The 21,160-nt window shown below is 62.2% G+C and carries 14 protein-coding genes; 3 read left to right on the top strand and 11 right to left on the bottom strand.

From position 1 onward, the window contains the following. Positions 1 to 73: 73 nt before the first annotated feature. Complete coding sequence (locus FHX10_RS25080; RefSeq protein WP_028756682.1) at positions 74 to 3,403, bottom strand: DUF1217 domain-containing protein; 3,330 nt, start codon at positions 3,401 to 3,403, stop codon at positions 74 to 76. Between the two features lie 301 nt (positions 3,404 to 3,704). Here FHX10_RS25080 and FHX10_RS25075 point away from each other — a divergent pair, with 301 nt between their 5' ends. Further along, a complete protein-coding gene (locus tag FHX10_RS25075; RefSeq protein WP_028756683.1) occupies positions 3,705 to 4,271 on the top strand; it encodes a DUF6101 family protein in 567 nt (188 codons plus the stop codon). 95 nt (positions 4,272 to 4,366) lie between these two features. Here the strand turns inward: FHX10_RS25075 and ubiA are convergent, their stop codons facing one another. The 5 genes from ubiA to FHX10_RS25050 form a co-directional block, all read right to left on the bottom strand. Next, positions 4,367 to 5,326, bottom strand: a complete 960-nt coding sequence (ubiA, locus tag FHX10_RS25070) for a 4-hydroxybenzoate octaprenyltransferase (protein WP_028756697.1) — start codon at positions 5,324 to 5,326, stop codon at positions 4,367 to 4,369. A 159-nt stretch (positions 5,327 to 5,485) separates the two neighbouring features. Continuing rightward, complete coding sequence (locus FHX10_RS25065) at positions 5,486 to 6,298, bottom strand: MipA/OmpV family protein (RefSeq protein WP_028756696.1); 813 nt, start codon at positions 6,296 to 6,298, stop codon at positions 5,486 to 5,488. A 111-nt stretch (positions 6,299 to 6,409) separates the two neighbouring features. Next, positions 6,410 to 6,991: a histidine phosphatase family protein gene (locus tag FHX10_RS25060; RefSeq protein ID WP_028756695.1), complete on the bottom strand. Its 582-nt coding sequence runs from the start codon at positions 6,989 to 6,991 to the stop codon at positions 6,410 to 6,412. A 64-nt stretch (positions 6,992 to 7,055) separates the two neighbouring features. Further along, complete coding sequence (locus FHX10_RS25055) at positions 7,056 to 8,315, bottom strand: SAM-dependent methyltransferase (protein WP_028756694.1); 1,260 nt, start codon at positions 8,313 to 8,315, stop codon at positions 7,056 to 7,058. A 133-nt stretch (positions 8,316 to 8,448) separates the two neighbouring features. Next, positions 8,449 to 10,758, bottom strand: a complete 2,310-nt coding sequence (locus FHX10_RS25050) for a Tex family protein (protein WP_028756693.1) — start codon at positions 10,756 to 10,758, stop codon at positions 8,449 to 8,451. Positions 10,759 to 10,986: 228 nt separating this feature from the next. Between FHX10_RS25050 and glyS the strand changes: the two genes are divergently transcribed. Both glyS and FHX10_RS25040 read left to right on the top strand, forming a co-directional pair. Then, positions 10,987 to 13,101, top strand: a complete 2,115-nt coding sequence (glyS, locus tag FHX10_RS25045; protein ID WP_028756692.1) for a glycine--tRNA ligase subunit beta — start codon at positions 10,987 to 10,989, stop codon at positions 13,099 to 13,101. Between the two features lie 54 nt (positions 13,102 to 13,155). Then, positions 13,156 to 13,644, top strand: a complete 489-nt coding sequence (locus tag FHX10_RS25040) for a DUF523 domain-containing protein (protein ID WP_028756691.1) — start codon at positions 13,156 to 13,158, stop codon at positions 13,642 to 13,644. A gap of 79 nt (positions 13,645 to 13,723) precedes the next feature. Here the strand turns inward: FHX10_RS25040 and FHX10_RS25035 are convergent, their stop codons facing one another. From FHX10_RS25035 to FHX10_RS25015, 5 genes are all read right to left on the bottom strand, one after another. After that, positions 13,724 to 15,547 (bottom strand): methyl-accepting chemotaxis protein, encoded by a 1,824-nt coding sequence (locus tag FHX10_RS25035; RefSeq protein WP_028756690.1) that lies wholly within the window; start codon positions 15,545 to 15,547, stop codon positions 13,724 to 13,726. 433 nt (positions 15,548 to 15,980) lie between these two features. Further along, a complete protein-coding gene (locus FHX10_RS25030; protein ID WP_028756689.1) occupies positions 15,981 to 16,442 on the bottom strand; it encodes a plant virulence effector HPE1-like domain-containing protein in 462 nt (153 codons plus the stop codon). A 105-nt stretch (positions 16,443 to 16,547) separates the two neighbouring features. After that, positions 16,548 to 17,819: a phosphoribosylamine--glycine ligase gene (gene purD, locus FHX10_RS25025; RefSeq protein ID WP_028756688.1), complete on the bottom strand. Its 1,272-nt coding sequence runs from the start codon at positions 17,817 to 17,819 to the stop codon at positions 16,548 to 16,550. 64 nt (positions 17,820 to 17,883) lie between these two features. After that, entirely contained in the window at positions 17,884 to 19,818 is a 1,935-nt protein-coding gene (locus FHX10_RS25020; protein WP_028756687.1) for a DUF2207 domain-containing protein, read from the bottom strand. A 37-nt stretch (positions 19,819 to 19,855) separates the two neighbouring features. Continuing rightward, complete coding sequence (locus tag FHX10_RS25015) at positions 19,856 to 21,118, bottom strand: 3-phosphoshikimate 1-carboxyvinyltransferase (protein ID WP_028756686.1); 1,263 nt, start codon at positions 21,116 to 21,118, stop codon at positions 19,856 to 19,858. Positions 21,119 to 21,160 lie beyond the last annotated feature (42 nt).

Here is a 21,160-nt window from a genome sequence, read left to right as displayed (position 1 = left end):
GTCGACCCCGGTAAGGTTAGGGTGAGGGGCAGCCATTTGCGCCACTGCCCGCTTTCCTGAAATTACCTTAGATTTACTGCGTGCCGCCGCCGGTCAGGATCTGCAGTGCCGGCGACTGCTGGGTGGCGTTCTGGACGTCGTACATCGCGGTGAACCGCCGCAGCAGCTTGTCGACCTTCTTCGGATCCTGGAGATCCTCGAGCTTGACGAAGCGGTTGATGAGATCGGCCTGCTTGGTGACGTCCATGCCCGAAATCTGCGACGGCAGGCTGTAGGCCGTGGTGATGACCTGATAGAGCGCCTTGTCGCCGAGGATCGAATAGATCGAGGTGATGCTTGGGGCCTTGCGGCTGAAATAGAGCGCCAGGCGAACGCCGTCGTTGGATTCGCCCTCCTGGGTTTCCATCGTCTGCTGGACATAGAGCTCCTGGGTGTGCTCCTCGGCCGCCTTGTTCTGGATGGTGCCCATCTTGGCACGGGTCAGATTGCCGTCCTTGTCGAAGTTGAAGGCGGCGACGATGTCCTTGAAACGGGCATCGGCGGTGGCGTTGAGATAGCTCTTCTTGTCGTCGGGATCGGAGGTGAAGATCTTCTTCAGCGTCGCCTTGTCGTAATCCTTCGGGTCAAGATTGTTCGCTTTCAGCACCAGGTCGGTCAGGCGGCTGTCGTCGAGGAAATCGTCGAGCGACTTCACCTTCGCCATGCCCTTGGCGAAATAGTCGACCTCAGCCGTCGCGTCCTTCGCCGCCTTGTCCTTCACCGGACCGTCCTTCATCAGCATGGTGATATGCGATCTGTAGTCGGTGGCGTATTTGGCCATGGTCGCGTCGGGCAGTGCCTGGAAGGGTGATGCCGCCTTGCCGTCGGGGCCAAAATTGAAGGCGCGGGCAAGGTTGGTGATGCGTTCATCCTTGAGCGAGGCGACATAGCCATTCGGGTCGTAGGCATCGCTCGTCAGGATCTTGCGCATCATCGAGCGCGAGACCTCCTGGTCGGTCAGACCGAAGGCCTGCAGCGCCACATGGAAGAGATCCGGCAGGTTGTCGTTGCCCTTGCTGAAATCAGCCGACGAATTGCTGCGCAGGAAATCATTGACGCTGGTGACGTCGGAGAAATTCAGCAGGCTGCTGCTGTCGGCCATAAGCTTCTGGTAGTTGGATAGGACCTCGTCGATCGCCTCGTCGCGTTCGTCGTCGTAGCGCGCCGCATAATTGTCGTTGGTGGTCTGCGCCTGATCGGCCGTCTGGGCCGAGGTGGCGACGGGAAGCGAACCGTCGGCAGCGAAATTGAAGTCGGCATTGAGATCGGCATGGCCGGCTGCGGCAGCGGCCGTCGCATCGGTCAGGATGCTCTTCAGATCGGCGTCCGAAATATTGAACGGCAGATTGTAGGTGCTCTTCAGGAAATTGGTGATGGCGCTGTCGGCAAGCAGCTCATCGACATTGCTGATCGTCGACATCCTGGCGGAATAATCATCCGTGCGCGCCGAGGCGGCAAATTTCGTGCTGCTGATCTGGGACGCCGTCTGCGCAGCCATGCCGTCCTCGAGCGTGCCGTCCGCCTTGAAATTGAAGGCGGCGGCAACGTCGGCATAGGTGCCGGTGCCGCTCTGATCGGTCAGGATAGCGCGAAGAGCGACATCGTTGACCGTCGACGGGATGCCGTAGGCGTTGCGCACGAAATTGTTCAGCTTCTGGTCGGTCAGCAACTGGTCGACGTTCGAGATGCCGGCGATGGTCGACTGGTAGTAGACTGCCGCATTGTCGGCCTTGCTGGTGGTGCTGGCGCTTTGCGTCGCCGTCTGCGAGGCGTAAAGGGTCGCGATCGAACCGTCCGATTTGAAATTGAAGAGGTCGTGAACGTCGCTGTAGCCCTGGGCGCTGGCAGCCGTGCGGTCGACCAGGAAAGTCCTCAACGTCGCGTCGGAGACGCTGTCTGCGATCTGCATGCTGTTTCTGAGATAGCTGACCGAAACCGCATCCGACATGATGTCGTCGACATTGGTGACGCTGCCGATCATGCTGTTGAAGTGCGCAGCATTCGCCGCCGACTTGTCGGTGGTCGATTTCCGCTGCGCCGCAGTCTGGATCACGGAACCGTTGATCGAGCCGTCCGCCTGGAAGTTGAAGTCGGCATTGAGATCGGCATGGCCCTGGGCCGCGGCATAGGTGGAATCGGTCAGGATGTTCTTCAGGTCGGCATTGCTGAAACTCGTGCCGAGACCGTAGGCATCCTTGATGTAGCGCGTCAGCACACTATCGGCCAGCAGGGCGTCGACATTGGTGATGCTGCTCGACTGCGATGTGACGGAATAATAGTTGGTCGTGCTCGATGCGGCCGCCTTCAGACTGTTTGACTGATCGACCGACTGGACGCGCGCCGTGCTCGAGGCCGACCCGTCAGCCTTGAAGTTGAAAGCATTGTAGACATTGGTAAAGCCCATCAGCTGTGCATAACTGGGATCGGTCAGCACCGTGCGCAGCGCGGCCGCGGTGAAGTCGGCGCCCATGCTGTAGGCCGTCGTGATGTAGGAAGTCAGGCGCTTGTCGGCGACCAGATCGTCGACATTGGTGATCGTGCCGATCTTCGCCGTGTAATAGGCCTTGTTGTAGTCCGCCGCCGTCTGACCGACGTAATAGACATCCGAGCCGACCGAATTGTCGATGATGACGGATTGGGAATTCAGGGTGTAGGACTCGATGACCGAGGCCTTTTGCGCGGCGGTCTGCGCCGTGCCGTTGACGGTGCCGTCGGCATTGAAGCTGAACTGGGCGGCAAGCGCCTTGTACTTGTCGCCGCCTTGGGTGTTGACGACGCTCGTGGGGTCGCTGAGATCGCTCGTCAGCACCTGCCGCAGAAAAGTCGTCGACGCGTAGGTCGGATCGATGTTGAAGGTCTTCAGCACATAGGTGCGCAGCCGGGTGTTGTTAACAAGGTCGTCGACGCTCTGCACGCTATCGATATTGTTGCTGTAATAGGTGCTCTCGGCGGCCGCGGCCTTGTCGGCATCGATGAAGGACTGCTTGTAGAGGCCGATCAGGTCGTCTTCCTGTGCGTCCGTCTGCACATCCTTGGCCGGTGCGTTGAAATTGAAGGCGGCGGCGAACTCGCGGTAACGCGTATCGGAAAGCTTGTTGGCGTAGCTGTCGGGGTCGGTGAGATCGCTTTCGAGCACCTTCTTCATGAAGGCCTTGGCATAGGTCATGTCCTCGAGACCATAGGCCTTCATCGCATAGCTGTAGAGCTTGTAGTCGCCGAGGAAGTCGTCGACGTTTTCGACCTTGTTGATATTGTCGGCGTAGTACTGAGCATCCTTCTTGACCGTCGCCTGCGACGCAACCTTGTTGAGGCTGGACGTCATATCCCGCGACAGGATCGTATATGCGAGGGAAGCCGAGATCATGAAAAGCGCCCTTTTCACCCAAAATTTCTAAAAGAACGACGAACTGCTGGTGAGCACATTTTGCCATGGAAAGCTTACCTGAGGCTTACTTCTGGATGCATCGTTTCAGGACATCGCACCGTTCACCTTCCGGAAACCTTGCCGGATTCGGTTTTGATAACCATCAGAGGAGGCAAAGTTTTCTTAACCGCAATTTTTAAGCTGTACGGAAGGGCGGGTGCCTATTGTCGGCCATAGAGGACGAAAAGTCCCAAGGAGAAGACCGGAAATCGGCTCTCAGGTAAGACAAGGGTAGAATGAAATGAACAATCCCGTTATGAAGCCCGCTTGGGCTGGCACGACGTTACGCCTCGATCCGTCCCGCTTTCCCCAGCAGGTCAGCTATGCCATCCATGATTGTTCGGATGACGTCAGTATCACGATAGACGAACGCGGCGCGGTCCTGCGCAAGGTCCTGCCCTCCAGCGGTTTGCCGCTCTCGATTGCGCTGCCGAAGCGCGTCTTCCAGGGTGTCGCCGCCCGCGCCATCGACCATGGCGACGGCGAAGTCACCGTGACGCTCGAGCTTCACCACGCCGACCCGGAGCTCTGCATTCCGCTGCTCGTCGCCCATGATCTCAGCGACATCGCCGCCGACTGGCGCAACTGGTCCGAAGCCTTCCGCATCCCGATGCTGATGGTCGAAGCCGACGGCGTCGCGCGTCCGCTCGAAGAGCATATCGGCGCCTTGCGCACCAGCGACATCAAGCCCCGCCGCCGTCATTCCTACTTCGCCAATCGCCGCCCGCGCTTCCTCGTGCGCCGCACCACCGGCCGGCTGGGTGTCGCGATGAAGATCGAAGGTAAGGAAATCATCGCCCGCAACTGAACAAAAACGCGACAATTCCATTCGGGAACGTCGCTTCGGAACCATTTTGAAACCCGGCGCCCGCGCCGGGTTTATCGTTTCATGCATCGTCCCATTCAGGGAATGGCGAAGAGCAGCGAGACGAAGAGGCCGAAGAAGATGATCAGGCCGACGCGGTTGTTCGATTTGAAGAGCGCCAGGCATTGGGCGGCATCGTCGATATCGAGCCGGACGATCTGCCAGGCGAACATGCCGGCGGCGCCGAGCAAAGCCAGAAACGCGATGAGATTGGCGTCGGCGAGCAGAAAAGCGATGAACATCAGCACCAGCGTCAGCCCATAAAGGCCGATCAGCCATTGCCGCGTCCTGTCGCCGAACAGCCGCGCGGTGGAGCGGACGCCGATCAGCTCGTCATCCTCCTTATCTTGATGCGCATAGATCGTGTCGTAACCGATCGTCCAGGCGACGGAGGCGGCATAAAGCAGGACGGCAGCGAAGGAGAGACCGCCGAAAATGCCGGCCCAGCCCATCAATGCGCCCCAGGAAAAGGCAAGTCCCAGGTAGAATTGCGGCCAGTCGGTGAAACGTTTGGCGAAGGGATAAAGCGCCACGATGCCAAGCGAGAGCACGCCGAGAAAAACGGTAAACCAGTTGAACTGCAAGAGCACGAAGAGGCCGACCAGCGCCTGCAGGCCGATGAAGATCTTCGCCCGGCGGCGGGTGACGCGGCCGGAGGGGAGCGGACGCGACCGCGTGCGCGCCACTTCCATGTCGATCTCGTGGTCGACGAGATCATTATAGGTGCAGCCGGCGCCGCGCATGGCGACCGCGCCGATGAAATAGAGAAACAGGTGAGACACCAGCACGCTGCCGGAATAGATCCCCTCGCCGATCGCCGCATTGGCGGCAAGGGTCGCCGACCAGAAGCACGGCCACATCAAGAGCTGCCAGCCGATCGGGCGATCCCAGCGCGCAAGCTGCGCATAGGGCCAGAGCCATGCCGGCAGGATCCGGTAGACCCAGTTATCGGAAGGTGCGTCGGAAACGCGGTCGTGGAAGTCGCCAGTATCGTGCATGCCGCTCATCTAGCGGCGGGCCGCCGATCCGGTCAAGAAGCGATCATTGCGCTGCTGCTCGCCATTCCCTCGACCGGAATCGATCCGGGGGTGAAATCATGCGGCGATTCAAAGCGTTACGGCGTCGTTGCGCGCCTGAACGACGCGCAGTGCCGTCCCTCACTGCAGAGAGAAATTGAACTTGTAGGTCGCTGAAACGCCGATCAGCAGCTGGTTCTTCGAGCCGCGTTCGCGCACGAGGCTGCTGTCGGCGGCGGGACCGGCCAGCCGCTTATATTCGAGGAAGGAACTTGCCTGGAGGTTTTCCGTCGCCTTCCAGGTGAGCGCCGTGCCGGCGCCATAGGACTGGATGCCCGACGAGGGCTTATAGGGATCAAGCCCGCTTGCCGCCGCCTGCCTGGCGTTGACGCCGTAATAGGCGTCGTAATAGCCGCTGGTGGCGAAGGTCGCGCGCGGGCCGCCTGATAGCTGCAGGTCGGGCGCGATATCGGTGAAGGCGTCGACGGCGAGATCGGCGACGACGCCGTCATGCGCGCGGATGCCCTGGCGGACTTCGGCACGGGCGCGCAGGAAATCGGTCGGGTAGACTTCGACAAAACCACCGGCTTCGGCGCCCCATTTGACCTTCTTCATGCCCTTCAGCTCGTTGCCGTCGCCGTCATCGCGCGACGGGACGAACCTGCCGACGATACCGGCGCGGAAGGCGCCCTTGTCGATGAGGGCGAAGGAAGGATTGTCGTTGCGCGAGGAAAAGCGCGGCCCGGCGCCCTGGCGGCCGACCGAGATCAGCGGGCTGAATTTGAATTCATTATGCGACGAGCCTTCGAATTTCGGCGCGGAGAAGCCGGCAACGCCGACGCTCAGATACCAGTCGCCGGACCAGAAGTGCTGGCCGCTTTCCTGCGCGGCTGCCGAACCAAAAGAAAAAAGGGCAATGGCCAAAGAGATCGATACGACTGATCGATGAAACACGTCCGCACTCCAGAAAACGCAAAACAAAAGCCGCGGAGGCGGCGCTCACTCCATTTATCCGGATCTCGTTACCCCAATGTTAACCACGGCAACGAGGGAGGCGATCGTACACTAGCGCTGGTTCCAGCGGCGGATGACCGGTTCCGTCAGGTCGTGCTCATAGCCGAGCACGCTGATGCTGGTCGTATCGAGAGAGAAATACGCCCCGCCTTCCGGCGGCAGGCCGAGCCAGCGGGCGGCGAGCACGCGCAGGAAATGCGAGCTCGAGAAGATCAGGATGGTGCTTGCCGCTTCGCGAAGCGCATGGATGACGGCGTCTGCGCGGGCGCCGACATCGGCGGCGAATTCGCCATTCGGGCAACCGTCGCGAAACAGTTGCCAGCCGGGGCGGTCGGCAAGGATCGCCTTGGTCGTGATGCCTTCATAGGCGCCGTAGTCCCATTCGGCGAGTTCCTCCTTGATCACCGCGCCCGAGCCGAATCCGGCGAGCATGCAGGTCTTGCGGGCCCGCGCGGACGGGCTCGACCAGACGGCGGAGAAGGAGAGGCCCGCCAGCCGGCCGGCGAGTTTGCGGGCAGCCTCCTCGCCATTCGCCGTCAGGGGAATATCGCTGCGTCCGGTATGGCGCCCGGACAGGCTCCATTCGGTTTCACCGTGGCGGACCAGGTAGATCTCGGGAAACGCACTGCTCATCCGCACGTCCTTTCATGATAGCCGGTCCCTCGACGAAGGTCCTGCGGGCCACGGCACTTCGGGATCAGAACGCCACCTTCTCAAGCGGCGCACGCCTCGCCTCGAATTCCTTCAGCTTGGCCTCGTTGCGCGCGATGTAACTGCGGTTGTCGGGAACGGCGAACTGGTTCTTGGCGAGCTGGATCTGCAGAATGAAGAGCTCGTCCCAGCGGAAACCCATTTCGGAACCCGCCAGGTAGAATTCCCACATGCGGAAGAACTGCTCGTCGTAAAGCGCCACCGCTTCGGCCTTGCGCGCCACGAAACGCTCGCGCCAATGGCGCAGCGTATAGGCATAATGCATCGGCAGGATTTCGATATCCTTGACCAGCAGCCCGGCCTTTTCGAGCGGCGGCACCACCTCGCCGACCGAAGGGATGTAGCCGCCCGGGAAGATATATTTCTCGATGAAGGCATTGGTGCCGAAGCTCGGCTTCGGGCGGGCGATCGAATGCAGCACCATGACGCCGTTATCGTCGAGGAGATCTGATACCTTGCGGAAGAAATTGCCGTAATTGCCGATGCCGACATGTTCGAACATGCCGACCGAGACGATGCGGTCGAACTTCCTGCCCGTCATGGTGCGGTAGTCCTGCAGCTCGAAACGCACGCGATCGGAAAGACCGCGCTTTTCGGCGCGGGCGCGCGAGACCTTGAGCTGTTCTTCGCTCAGCGTAATGCCGGTGAAATCGGCGCCTTCGGTCGCCTCCGTCAGATACATGCCCATGCCGCCCCAGCCGGAGCCGATCTCCAGGATGCGCTGGTTCGGTTCAAGCAGAAGCTTGGCGGCGATATGGCGTTTCTTGGCGAGTTGCGCCTCGTCGAGACCGATGCCCGGCGGTTCGAAATAGGCGCAGGAATATTGCCAGTCCTCGTCGAGGAAAAGATCGAAGAGCTTGGCCGACAGGTCGTAGTGATGGGCGACGTTGTGCTTGTTGCGATTGACCGGCACGCGGCTCTTCAGCTGCTGCCAGGCGATGCGGCCGAGGAGCAGTGCCGCCATCTTGAAATCGAAGATTTCGTTGGTGGTGTTCTGTTTCACCAGCGACAGGAAATCGTAGATGTTGCCCTGTTCGAGAATGAACCGGCCTTGCATGTACATTTCGCCGAGCTTCATGGTCGGGTCGCGCCGGATGGCGTCCTCGGCCTCCTGATCGGCAAGGCGGGCGACAACGGTTTCACCCGTGCCGTCGCCGATAGTGTGGGTCTCGCCATTGGCAAGGGTAAGCTTCAATGAACCCTTGCGGATGATTTGCTGGACGATCGAAAGGAAAGCCGACGCCATGGACGCCTCGCAAATGTGACAGGATGGTCACATCAACTTAGTAGCTCTCTTTCGCCTTACAAGCGCCGGATTTAGCACTCCGTTCAGAACGCTGCCAAACTGTTGCATTTTTGCCGAAACACCGGCTAAACCCTTATTTTCTCTTCATGGCTTCGGCAAGTGCCGCGCCGAAGGCGCCCTGGCTCTCCGGCTTGGCAGGCGCCGGCCGGCGCTCGTTCTGCGGCCGGGAGCCCTGGTTGCCGCGAGAATCACCACGCGGCGGCGGTGCGGCAGAACCGTCATCGCGTTTCATCGACAGAGCGATGCGCTTGCGCTTGGCGTCGACTTCGACGACCCGCACCTTGACGACATCGCCCGCCTTGACGACCTCGTGGGGATCCTTGACGAAGCGATCGGCAAGCTGGGACACATGCACCAGACCATCCTGGTGCACGCCGATATCGACGAAGGCGCCGAAGGCGGCGACATTGGTCACCGTGCCTTCCAGCACCATGCCGGGCTTCAGGTCGGAGATTTCGTTGACGCCCTCGGCAAAGGTCGCGGTCTTGAAGCTCGGACGAGGGTCGCGGCCGGGTTTTTCCAGCTCGGCGATGATGTCTTTGACCGTCGGCAGACCGAATTTCTCATCGATGAACTGGCGCGGATCGACCGATTTCAACACGGCGCTGTCGCCCATCAGCGCACGCAGGTCGCGGCCACAGGCGGCGACGATCTTCTTGGCGACGCCATAGGCCTCCGGGTGCACCGAGGAGGAATCGAGCGGCTCCTTGCCGTTGGGAATGCGCAGGAAGCCGGCGCATTGCTCGAAGGTGCGGCCGCCGAGGCGGGCGACCTTCAGGAGATCCTTTCGCGTCTCGAAACGGCCTTCGCTGTCGCGGTGGCGAACGATGGCATCGGCGATCGACGGGCCGAGGCCGGAAACGCGCGACAGCAGCGGTGCAGACGCGGTGTTCAGATCGACACCGACGGCGTTCACCGCATCTTCCACCACGGCATCGAGCGAACGTGACAGCTTCTGCTGGTCGACATCGTGCTGATACTGGCCGACGCCGATCGACTTCGGCTCGATCTTGACGAGTTCGGCCAGCGGATCCTGCAGGCGCCGCGCGATGGAGACGGCGCCGCGCAGCGACACGTCGAGATCGGGAAACTCGGCCGCTGCGGTCGCCGAGGCGGAATAGACCGAGGCGCCGGCTTCCGAGACGATGACCTTGGTCGGCTTCGGCGCCGGCAACTCGGCCAGCATATCGGCCACCAGCTTTTCCGTTTCGCGGCTGCCGGTGCCGTTGCCGATCGAGATCAGTTCGACATTGTGCTTGCGGATCAGCGATGCGAGCTCGATCTGGGCGCCGCGCACGTCGTTCCTCGGCTGGAAGGGATAGACGGTCGATGTCGCCACCACCTTGCCGGTGCCGTCGACGACGGCGACCTTGACGCCGGTGCGGATGCCGGGATCGAGGCCCATGGTCGCGCGCGAGCCGGCGGGTGCTGCCAAAAGCAGGTCCTTGAGATTGCGGGCGAAGACATGGATCGCCTCCTCTTCGGCCCTTTCGCGCAATTCGCGCATCAGGTCGAGCGACAGCGACATGGAGAGCTTGACGCGCCAGGTCCAGCTTGCGACCTCCATCAGCCAGCGATCGCCGGGGCGGCTCGCACCGATCTCATAGGCGGCCGCGATCATGCGTTCGACCGGCTTGTTCGGAGAAGCGGTCTCGGCGTCGGCCTCGATCGTCAGCGTCAGCACCTCCTCGTTCCAGCCGCGCAGCATGGCGAGCGCGCGGTGTCCCGGCGCGGTCGCCCAGCGTTCGGAATGGTCGAAATAATCGGAAAACTTCTCGCCCGACGCCTGCTTGCCGTCGACGACCCTGGCCTTCAGCAGCGAGGCCTGGCGCATGTGGGCACGCAATCTGCCGAGCAGGTCGGCATTTTCGGCAATGCCTTCGGCGATGATGTCGCGCGCGCCTTCAAGCGCCGTCTTCACATCCGCCACGTCTGCTGTAACGAAGCCTTCGGCCAGGACTGCCGGTTCCCTGGTACGCTCAGTGAGGATTGCCTCGGCAAGCGGGCCGAGGCCGCGTTCGCGGGCGATTTCGGCGCGGGTACGGCGCTTCGGCTTATAGGGCAGATAGAGATCCTCGAGCTCGGCCTTGGTTACGGCGCCTGAGACCTTGGCCATCAGCTCGTCGGTCATCTTGCCCTGGCCGGTGATCGATTCGACGATCGCGTCGCGCCGGGCTTCGAGTTCGCGCAGATAGACCAGCCGCTCGGCGAGATTGCGCAGCTGCGTATCGTCGAGCCCGCCGGTCACTTCCTTGCGGTAGCGGGCGATGAAGGGCACGGTGGCGCCTTCGTCGAGCAGCTCGATGGCGGCTTTGGCCTGGTCGGGCCGGGCGTTGATTTCGGCGGAGATGCGGGCTGCGAGGAAACGGAGGTCTGCGGCCATGGGGTTCCTGGGATTTCCTGTTTCGACTGAGGTGGCGGGACCATAGCGGCGAAAAGCGGCAAGGCAATGTTGGAGTTATCAGGCAGACGCCGATCCACAGGATAAGCATGCCGGAAAGACGGCGATTTTGCGGTTGTGCAGATGCGCCATTCTTTGCTAGCAGAAGCAACGTTTTGACCCGGCGCCCACGCCATCCCTCCCCGGTCGCGGGAGGCAAGGAAATTCGACATGCCAAACCTTCTTCTCGAACTCCGCTCCGAAGAGATTCCGGCCCGCATGCAGCGCAAAGCTGCCGGCGACCTGAAGAAGCTCGTCACCGATGCGCTTGTCGAAGCGGGCCTGTCCTATGAGGGCGCGCGCGAATACTGGACGCCGCGGCGACTGGCGCTCGACATTCACGGCCTGACGGCGCGCTCGGCCGATGTGCGCGAGGAGCGCAAGGGACCGCGCACCGACGCCAACGAGAAGGCGATCGAAGGTTTTCTGCGCGGCGCCGGGCTTTCCTCGGTCTCCGAGGCGCAGGTGGTGAGCGATCCGAAGAAGGGCGATTTCTACGTCGCGGTCATCTCCAGGCCCGGCCGCGCGACCGAAGAGATCGTCACCGATATCATGCCCGGCATCATCCGCGATTTTCCCTGGCCGAAATCGATGCGCTGGGGCAAGGCTTCCTCCAAGCCCGGCGCGCTGCGCTGGGTGCGGCCGCTGCAATCGATCGTCTGCACCTTCGGCCCGGAGCATGAAGAAACCACCGTCATCCCCTTCGAGATCGACGGCATCACCGCTTCCAACATCACCTATGGCCATCGTTTCCATGCGCCCGAGGCGATCACCGTCCGGCGCTTCGACGATTATGCGGCGCACCTGGAAAAGGCCAAGGTCATCCTCGATGCCGAACGCCGCAAGGACATCATCCTGCACGACGCCCGCGACATCGCCTTTGCCAACGGGCTGGAGCTGGTGGAAGACGAAGGCCTGCTGGAGGAAGTCTCCGGCCTCGTCGAATGGCCGCAGGTGCTGATGGGCAGCTTCGAGGAGGATTATCTCTCGATCCCCTCGGAAATCATCCGGCTGACGATCAAGACCAACCAGAAGTGTTTTGTCACCCGCAAACAGGGTGAAGAGACGCTTTCGAACAAGTTCATCCTCGTCTCCAATATCCAGGCAAGCGACGGCGGCAAGGAAATCGTTCACGGCAACGGCAAGGTCGTGCGGGCCCGGCTTTCGGATGCGCTGCATTTCTGGAAACGCGATCAGGGCAATTTGCCGGATCTCGAAACGCTCTCAGCTTCGGCGGCAAAGTTCGGCCTCGACATCAAGAAGCCGCTCGACCAGCGCATGGCCAAGCTCGATGCGCTTGACGTGACCTTCCATGCCAAGCTCGGCACACAGGGCGCGCGTGTTGCCCGCATCCGCGCGCTCGCCAAGCAATTGGCCGACATCACCGGCGCCGACCCGGCTCTCGTCGATCGCGCCGCCGTGCTGGCCAAGGCCGATCTGCGCACCGAAGCCGTCGGCGAATTCCCGGAACTGCAGGGCTTAATGGGCCGCAAATATGCGGCGCTGCAGGGCGAGGATGCCTCCGTTGCCGCAGCGATCGAGGACCATTACAAGCCGCAGGGTCCGTCGGACCGCGTGCCGGAGGACAGAGTGGCGATCACGGTCGCGCTTGCCGACAAGCTCGATACGCTGATCGGCTTCTGGGCGATCGATGAAAAGCCGACCGGTTCGAAGGACCCGTTCGCGCTGCGGCGGGCGGCCCTCGGCGTCGTCAGGATCCTCTTGGAGCGAAGGATCCGCCTGCCGCTGCTGGCGACGACGAAGGATATCGATCTCCTCTCCTTCTTCCACGACCGTCTCAAGGTCTATCTGCGCGATCAGGGCGCCCGTCACGATCTCATCGATGCCGTGCTGACTTCAGATGCCGACGACCTGTTGATGGTTGCGCGCCGCGTCGAAGCGCTGACGGCCTTCATCACCTCGGAAGACGGCAAGAACCTGCTTGCCGGCACCAAGCGCGCGACGCAGTTGCTCGCCGCCGAGGAAAAGAAGGGCACTGTGATTGCCGATGGCGTGTCGCCGGCGCTTCTGACGCTCGATGCCGAGAAAGAGCTGTTCGCCGCAATATCAGGCGCCTCGAAGGATGCCTCGGACGCGGTCGCCCGGGAAGACTTCCGCTCGGCGATGGAAGCGCTTTCCAAGCTGCGTGGCCCGGTCGACCGCTTCTTCGAAGACGTGCTCGTCAACGACGAGGACGCCGCCATCCGCGCCAACCGTCTCGCCCTGCTGCGGCTAATCCGCGAGGCGACCGGAACGGTTGCGGATTTCTCGAAGATTTCGGGGTGATGTTCTGCTTCGGCCGGATGGCGTTGCCGCCATTACGGCGCTATTCAAGCAGACATGCAAAGCAAGATTCTCGTCAGCGCCTGTCTCATGGGGCACGCCGTCCGCTATGACGGGCGGGCGAAGCCGTTGCTTCATCCGGTGATCGAGACATGGCGGGCCGAGGGCCGGCTGGTGACGATCTGTCCGGAGATGTCGGCGGGCATGACGGTGCCGCGGTCGCCGGCGGAGATCGCAGAGGCCGCAACCGGCGAAGAGGTGCTGGCCGGCAAGGCGCGGGTTGTCGAACTGACGGGCGCCGATGTGACGGAAGAGTTCCTGCTGGCGGCAGAAAATGCCGTGGCGCTCGCCAGGCAGGCCGGCTGCCGTTATGCGCTGCTCATCGACGGCAGTCCGTCCTGCGGATCCGGTTTCATCTATGACGGCACCTTTTCCGGCCGCAAGCAGGCCGGCAACGGCGTGACGGCGGCAGCGCTGAAAGCTGAAGGGATCGAGGTGTTTTCCGTCCGGGAGATCGAACGGCTGATCGAACGTATCGCGCAATGAGCTTCAAACGGCACGGCCGCCGGAGAACCGACGGCCGCTAAGAATTTGGTGATGAAAAGGCTTGTTGCCTCCGCGCCGTTTAAGCGGCGCGGCGACCTTGATGCATGGCCGGGGCAGCGCTTTCGACACTGACGCGGAAGCCGCGGATGAGGTCGATCAGCTCGTCGGTGTCGCTGGCGAGCGTCTCGGCCGATGCCGTGGTCTCTTCGGCCATGGCGGCATTCTGTTGGGTGGCGGCATCGAGCTGGTTCATCGACGACGAGATCGAGCGCAGCGTCGTGTCCTGTTCGGAAGCGCTGTGGGCGATCTTGGCGACGATCTCGTTGGCGGCCTTGATCTGGTCTGAGATGCGCTTCAGCGCCTCGCCGGCCTCGCCGACCAGACGGACGCCATGGTCGACCTGGCTGGAGGAGCGGGCGATCTGGTCCTTGATCTCTTTGGCGGCCGCGGCGGAACGCTGGGCAAGTTCGCGCACTTCCTGGGCGACGACCGCAAAACCCTTGCCGGATTCACCGGCACGCGCGGCCTCGACGCCGGCATTCAGCGCCAAGAGGTTGGTCTGGAAGGCGATCTCGTCGATGACGCCGATGATCTTGGTAATCTCCGACGACGACTTCTCGATGCCGCTCATCGCTTCGATCGCCTGGGTGACGATCGCATCGCTATGGTTGGCTTCGGTGCTGACCGAGTGGACCCGCTTGCTCGCCTCATGGGCGCCATCGGCCGTCTGACGGACGGCAACGGTGAGTTCGTCGAGGGCCGCGGAGGTTTCTTCCAGGCTGGCCGCCTGGCGCTCGGTGCGCTGCGACAGCTCGTTGGAGGCGCGGCGGATCTCTTCCTTGCTGGTGCCGATATCGGTGCCCTTGGCGCTGACCTTGGCCATGGCGGCTTCGAGATGCGACAGCGCATCGTTGAAGTTGTCGCGCAGGGCGGCGTATTTCTGGCCGAGATCGGCGCAGCGCACGGTGAGGTCGCCACGGGCGATCATCTCCAGCGCCTGGCCGATGGTCGCCACCACACGCGCCTGGAGCGCTGCCTCATCCTGCTGCTGGCGCTGATTGTTCTCGCGCTCGCTTTCCAGCGCCAGCTGCTGGGCCGCCTCGCGATCCGACATCGCATGGCGCTCCCTGATCTTTTCCTGCAGTGACTGCGTCGCCTTGGCCATCATGCCGACTTCATTGTTCATGCCGATATGCGGGATGGCGATGGAAACGTCCTCTTCGGCGACGGCCTTCAGGGCGGCATGGACGTTGTTGAGAGGTCCCGATATGCCGCGGATGACGAGGTAGGCGGCCGCCATGGCGAGGAAGAACAGAACGATGCTGCCGGAGAGCGCGGTCAGGATCGTGCTGTTTATCTGCGCATCGAGATCGTCCATGTAGACGCCGGTGACGACGACGATCTTCCAGGGTTCGAAGGCCTGTCCATAGGCGGTCTTGCGATAATCGCCGACGGGTTGGCCCGGTTTGACCGTGGAATAATATTCGACGAGACCGCCGCCCTGCTGCCCGAGCTTGACCAGCTCATCGCGATAGAGCTTGCCCTTGCTGTCCGGCTGGCCCTTGTTGATCTGCCCGACTTTCGACGCATCGTAGTGGAACACCATCTGGACGTCGTAGCTATAACCGAAGAAATAGCCGTCCGGATCGTATTTCATCCCGTTGACGGTGGCATAGGCCTGCTTCTGGGCCTCCTCCAGCGTCATTTCGCCCGCGGTTACCTTGGCCTGGTAAAGCTTGAGAACGGAGACCGCCGACTGAACCTCGGCGCGGAGCATGTCATAGCGCTCCTTGTAGATCGCATCGACCGAAGAGCGGATCTGCAGGGAGGTGGCGATCGCAAAGGCGATCATCAGGCCGACGACCAGCAATATGAGCTGCTTCGATATCTTCAAATTTTTCATGACGCCTCGCAACGGGAATGAATGGCTGCATTCCGGTGCGGTTTTCTACCGCCTGTGCGAGCGCGCCGAAAAAGAGAGCGCGTCTACCGCTGCTAAAACAAACATGCTGCGACCGGGTAAGTAACAATTGATGCTTACCCTATAAAAAAGCTTTAATTTTATTGGACGCGGCGCGAACTTCCCTCAAAATCAGGGGGTAGAGTTACAAGGTAGACGCCGGATTTTCATCCGCCGGCCCAATATCATGTCGAACTCTCAGCTTGCCCGGCGCATCAAAACAGGAATGCACCCCCGCTGCTCATCGAGGGTGCATTCGGTCCACCAGTGGTGGACCCCCAAACGATCGAAACCTTGATCAGGTGGGGGCAGGGAAGTTTTTGCCTTTACGCAATTCCGGACGGAAAACCGCTTCGCACTTTTCCTGGAAGTTGCTCTAAAAGCGCAGTTCAAATTCGGAAACGTTGAGGGCTGCCGGTTGTTCCGCCATGCCGGCGGCAACAGGCTTGGCGTCGCCGCCGATGACGGCGGCGGTCGTTGCGCTCATGTCGATGCCGTCGGCCGGCGGGGCGGACGGTGCTGCGGCAAGCATCGCTTCCGGGGTCGCCTTGCTGACGAAGACGACGGGCGAGCCGCCCATCCAGCCTTCGGTGCGATAGATCTTTTTTTCGCCGCCGACGTCGCGGATTTCACTCGCCTGGAGGACGCCGGGCTTCAGCTCCGGCACCGTGTAGTCCTTCTTGCTCACTTCGGCCTGGAGCGGCGGACAATTGGCACAGCTTTCGGTGACGATGCTGCCGTCAGCGCGCGGCGCGGTCTTGCCGACCACCTCTATCGAGGACGCCATCGCAGAACCTGCCATCAGCAGGATTGCCGCACCGAGGAAAATCTGACGCATCAACGCACCTCCGTCTCACTATGGGAGCGGTATAGCGCAGCTTTGTTTCCATCCCGTCAGGGGAAAGGGTAAAAATTTAAAGAATGCGGTCGTTTACACCGTATCTCAGGCTTTTTCGCGCTCGATCGCCCGCCAGCCGATGTCGCGCCGGCAGAAGCCGTTTTCCCAGGTCACCCTGTCGAGCAGCGCATAGGCGCGGTCCTTGGCCTCGGCAACCGTGCCGCCGGTGGCGGTGACGTTCAGCACGCGGCCGCCGGTCGCAACCAGCGCGCCGTCCTTCAGAGCCGTGCCGGCATGAAACACCTTCTCGCCCTTACCTGCATCCGGCAGGGAGAGGATCGGCGTGTTCTTCTCGTAAGCGGCCGGATAACCCTTGGAGGCCATGACCACCGTCAGCGCCGGATCGTCGCTCCATTCGGCCTTGACCTGGTCGAGCGTGCCGTTGGCGGTGGCAAGCAGCAGCGGCAGCAGATCGCTCTTCAGCCGCATCATCATCACCTGGCATTCGGGATCGCCGAAGCGGACATTGTATTCGATCAGCTCCGGTCCCTTCCGGGTGATCATTAGCCCGGCGAAAAACACGCCCGAGAAGGGATGACCGCTCTCGGCCATGCCGCGCATCGTCGGCTCGATGATCTCCTTCATGGTGCGCTCGACCATCTCCGCGGTCATCACAGGCGCCGGCGAATAGGCGCCCATGCCGCCGGTATTGACGCCGGTATCGCCCTCGCCCACCCGTTTGTGATCTTGGGCGGTTGCAAGTGGCAGCGCATGTTTGCCATCGCAGAGGCAGAAGAAGCTCGCCTCCTCGCCGTCGAGATAGGCTTCGACGACCACTTCGGCGCCGGCAGCGCCGAAGGCGCCTTCGAAACAGTCGTCGACCGCGGCCAGGGCTTCATCCAGCGTCATCGCGACCGTCACGCCCTTGCCGGCGGCAAGGCCATCGGCCTTGACGACGATCGGCGCGCCCTGGGCGCGGATATAGGCTTTGGCCTTCGGCGCATTGTTGAAACGCTGATAGGCGCCTGTGGGAATGCCGTAGCGGGCACAGATATCCTTGGTGAAGCCCTTGGAGCCCTCGAGCTGGGCCGCAGCGGCGGACGGACCGAAAACCACAAGGCCATCGGCACGCAAGCGGTCGGCGAGGCCGGCAACCAGCGGCGCCTCCGGGCCGACGACGACGAAATCGATCGCCTTGTCCTTGCAGAAGGCCGCGACCGCTTCATGATCCGCGATGTCGATGGGCACGAGGACGGCGTGTTCGCCGATGCCGGGATTGCCGGGTGCGGCGTAGAATTCGGTCATCAACGGCGATTGCGCCAGCTTCCAGGCGAGCGCATGCTCGCGTCCGCCCGATCCGATCAACAGAACCTTCATGCGCGACCCTTTCCTTTTACCCCTGGCGGTTAAGGGCCAAGGGCCCAAAGGTCAAGCGGGAAAGCTACCAGCCCCCGCCTCCACCGCCTCCTCCACCGCCGCCCGACGAACCGCCGCCGGAAAAACCGGAGGATGAGCTGGATGGCGGCGGTGCCGGAATCGTCGAAGCGATGGTCGAGGCCATCGACGAGGAAAAGCCGCCGATACGATCGGAAAAGCTGCCGCTGTTAAAATTGCCGGAATACCAGGCGGGCGCATAGGTGGCAGCCGCACCGGCAGCGGCTGCCGCAAGCCAGGTTTCGAAGGTGCGCGACCAGGGCTTTTCGACGCCGAGCGCCACCGCATAGGGCAGCAGCGTCTCGAAATGCTGCGGCGACATTTCCGGCGCGCCTGCCGTGTTCATCCGGTCCTTCTCGGCCAGCGTCAGATATTGGCGCAAGCCGTCTATGCCATCCATCATCTTGGCGCCGAGCGGGGTCGGCGCGCCCATGATGAAGAAATAGAGGATGTTGAGCAGTACTATGCCGCCGACGGCAAAGAGCATCGGCGTTTCATGCAGTTCCACCAGCGACGAGGCAAGCGCCAGGACCACGGTCGCCAGGATGCTGATGCCGACGAAAACGCCGATCGCCGTGGCAATGATGGCGATGATCTTGCCGAACAGCGACCTGCCGCGATGCAGCGACCGCATGAAGCCGGCGACGAACACCGCGACAAAGACCGAGATGGCGATCGGGATCAGCATCAGCGCGATGGTGTCGGGCTGCAGCGACCCAAAGACGAACAGCGCCACCAGGGCGGCGGCGCTGAGCGCAATGCCGCCCGTGGTATAACCGAGGTTGGAATTGTAATATTTGCCGCGGTGCTCTTTCTCGATCGCCGAGCGGAAAGCCTGGCCGACGGACTTCACCCGCTCGCCATTGGCCTTGTCGATCGTCAGCGTCTTGCCGGCGCCGCCAGCGGCCTTCAGCAGTTCGATCTCGCCGGCCTGGAATTTCTCTTTGCCGAGCGCCTTGCCGGTGCCGCGGATGACAATCGAATTCTTCAGATCTTCGAGCTTGACGTAACCGCGAACCGCAAGATTGAGGGCGGTGGCGGAAAGGGCGGTCCAGCCCTCGCCGGAAAAGCCCTTATTGTCGATGTAGTTGACCAGTGCCGGCGAGATACCATCAGGCGCGTCCCAGCGGGGCACGACGACGCCGCGGGCAGGATCGCGACCGACCTTCAGCCATGATCTGATATAATAGGCGAACACCAGGATCAGGCCGCCGAAGCCGATGAAATAATCACGGTTGTCCTTTAGCCACCATGTGCTTTCCATATCCGTGCCCGGCGGATCGATCGAGCCCTTCGGCATGCGGATGGCGAAAGTCAGACCTTCGCTGGGACCGAGAGGCGCGGTGGTGGAAAAAACGATGCCGGCGCCGGTTTCGCTGGCGCGGGCGTTCTTTCCAGTTGCGCCCTGCCGGCCGGTGAAGAAGGTCGTCTCGGTGGCAGTGACACCCGGCGGCAGCGTCACCGTCGCCGTCGCCGAGCGGATCGGGAAGATCCAGCCATTGCCGGTGACGTTCCAATAGAGTTCGTCATGATCGTCGAAATAACGGATCTGCCGGTTGGTCCTGTAGGTAAAGGCATAGTGATGACGGCCCGGTGTCACGGTCACATCGGCAGAACCGGCATAGATGCGGATGCCGCCCGATATCGATTCAGTGTGCCAGGGCTCATCCACGCCATCGCGCTGGACCGACACCATATCGAAATCGACGCTGCGGCGACGGCCCGAGGCATCGGTGAAATAGAGCGGAAAATCGCGGAAGATGCCGTGATTGATCCGGTCGCCCTCGGCATTGACGGTGACCGTTTCCGTCACCGTCATCGCGCCGCTCTTTTCCAGCACGATGTCGGAGGCAAAATTGTCGATCACCTCGGCGGCAAAGGCCGCCGGGGCGGCGAGCATCAACAGCAGTGCAAAGCAAAATCCGAAAAACCGACGCCCCATCCCTGTCTCTCCGTCGGCAGCCTCGGCTGCGTTTTCGTCAATCCTTGTCCCGATATGTCACGCCGAGTGCCGCCAGTGTCCGCCAATAGGCAGGGAAAGTCTTGCCGACGCAATCGGGATCGAGAATGGTGATGCCGTCGATCTTCAGCCCGGCGAGCGCGAAACTCATGGCGATACGGTGATCGGCAAAGGTATCGATCTCGGCCGGCAGCGTTTGACCGGCGAGAGCAGGATCGGCATGAACGATCAGATCGTCGCCCTCCTCGACAGCCAGACCTTCGCGGATATTGTTGAGCCCCGTGGACAGGGCCCGAATGCGGTCGCATTCCTTGACGCGCAGATTGGCGATGCCGACGAAGCGAACCGGCGTCTCGTTGAAGGCGGCAAGCACGGCAAGCGTCGGAACGGCATCCTGCATCTGCGAGCCGTCGATCTCTGCCGGCAGGTGCGGGAATGTGGCGATGATGTCATAGGCGCGGGCATCGGGCTGCGAGAAGGTATCGGAGGGAACACCGAGATCGATCGCGCCGCCGGTGAGAACCTCGGCGGCCCAGAGGTAGGTTGCAGCCGAAGCATCGGGCTCGACGATGAAGTCGGCGGCGCGGTAGCCAGTCGGCTCGACGCGCCAGGTCACCGGGCTGGTCTTGTCGACCTTGGCGCCGAAGGCCTTCATCGCCGCGGTGGTCAGATCGATATAACCGAGCGCGCCGATATCCTCGCCGACGAGTTCGATGTCGACGGGCCGGTCACCACCGGCCGCCATCATCAGCAGCGCCGAGACATACTGGCTGGACAGGCCGCCATCGATGCGGATGCGGTCGGCCTGGAAGCGGCCGGTGCCCTTGACCGTGACCGGCGGGCAGCCGGTTTCGGCGCTCACGTCGATGCCGAGCGTGCGCATCGCCTCGACCAGCGGGCCGATCGGGCGTTTGCGCATATGTTCGTCGCCGTCGACGATGACGGTGCCGTCGACCAGAGCCGCCGCCGCCGTCAGGAAGCGTGTCGCGGTGCCGGCATTGCCGAGGAAGAGCGGCGCCTTCGGCGGCTGCAGCCTGCCGCTGCCGGTGACGACGAAGGTGGTGTCATCGGGCTCGTCGATCGAAACCCCCATGGCCCGCAGCGCTTCGGCCATATATCGCGTATCGTCGCTCTTCAGCGCGCCCGTCAGCCGGCTGGTGCCCTTGGCAAGGCCGGCGAGCAGAAGCGCGCGGTTGGTGATCGACTTGGAGCCCGGCGGCATGGCGCGGCCCGAAAGCGGCTTGCCCGGCGGGGTGATCGTGAGTTTGGCTGTGCGTGTCATGCTGTTCTTCCGTCCCTAAGGCGACCATTACCGGCCGCAATC

It is taken from the genome of Rhizobium sp. BK591 (assembly GCF_014195045.1).
Classification (GTDB): Bacteria; Pseudomonadota; Alphaproteobacteria; order Rhizobiales; family Rhizobiaceae; genus Rhizobium; species Rhizobium anhuiense.
Note: the sequence above shows the minus strand (reverse complement) of the source record. Positions and strands in the feature narration are given on the sequence as shown.

Bases quoted from the DNA above. Each gene is read 5' to 3' on its own strand.
- FHX10_RS25075 (WP_028756683.1), top strand. From the start codon at position 3,705: ATGAACAATCCCGTTATGAAGCCCGCTTGGGCTGGCACGACGTTACGC.
- FHX10_RS25080 (WP_028756682.1), bottom strand. From the start codon at position 3,403: ATGATCTCGGCTTCCCTCGCATATACGATCCTGTCGCGGGATATGACG.
- FHX10_RS25040 (WP_028756691.1), top strand. From the start codon at position 13,156: ATGCAAAGCAAGATTCTCGTCAGCGCCTGTCTCATGGGGCACGCCGTC.
- FHX10_RS25050 (WP_028756693.1), bottom strand. From the start codon at position 10,758: ATGGCCGCAGACCTCCGTTTCCTCGCAGCCCGCATCTCCGCCGAAATC.
- FHX10_RS25015 (WP_028756686.1), bottom strand. From the start codon at position 21,118: ATGACACGCACAGCCAAACTCACGATCACCCCGCCGGGCAAGCCGCTT.
- FHX10_RS25055 (WP_028756694.1), bottom strand. From the start codon at position 8,315: ATGGCGTCGGCTTTCCTTTCGATCGTCCAGCAAATCATCCGCAAGGGT.
- FHX10_RS25020 (WP_028756687.1), bottom strand. From the start codon at position 19,818: ATGGGGCGTCGGTTTTTCGGATTTTGCTTTGCACTGCTGTTGATGCTC.
- glyS (WP_028756692.1), top strand. From the start codon at position 10,987: ATGCCAAACCTTCTTCTCGAACTCCGCTCCGAAGAGATTCCGGCCCGC.
- FHX10_RS25060 (WP_028756695.1), bottom strand. From the start codon at position 6,991: ATGAGCAGTGCGTTTCCCGAGATCTACCTGGTCCGCCACGGTGAAACC.
- purD (WP_028756688.1), bottom strand. From the start codon at position 17,819: ATGAAGGTTCTGTTGATCGGATCGGGCGGACGCGAGCATGCGCTCGCC.
- ubiA (WP_028756697.1), bottom strand. From the start codon at position 5,326: ATGCACGATACTGGCGACTTCCACGACCGCGTTTCCGACGCACCTTCC.
- FHX10_RS25030 (WP_028756689.1), bottom strand. From the start codon at position 16,442: ATGCGTCAGATTTTCCTCGGTGCGGCAATCCTGCTGATGGCAGGTTCT.
- FHX10_RS25035 (WP_028756690.1), bottom strand. From the start codon at position 15,547: ATGAAAAATTTGAAGATATCGAAGCAGCTCATATTGCTGGTCGTCGGC.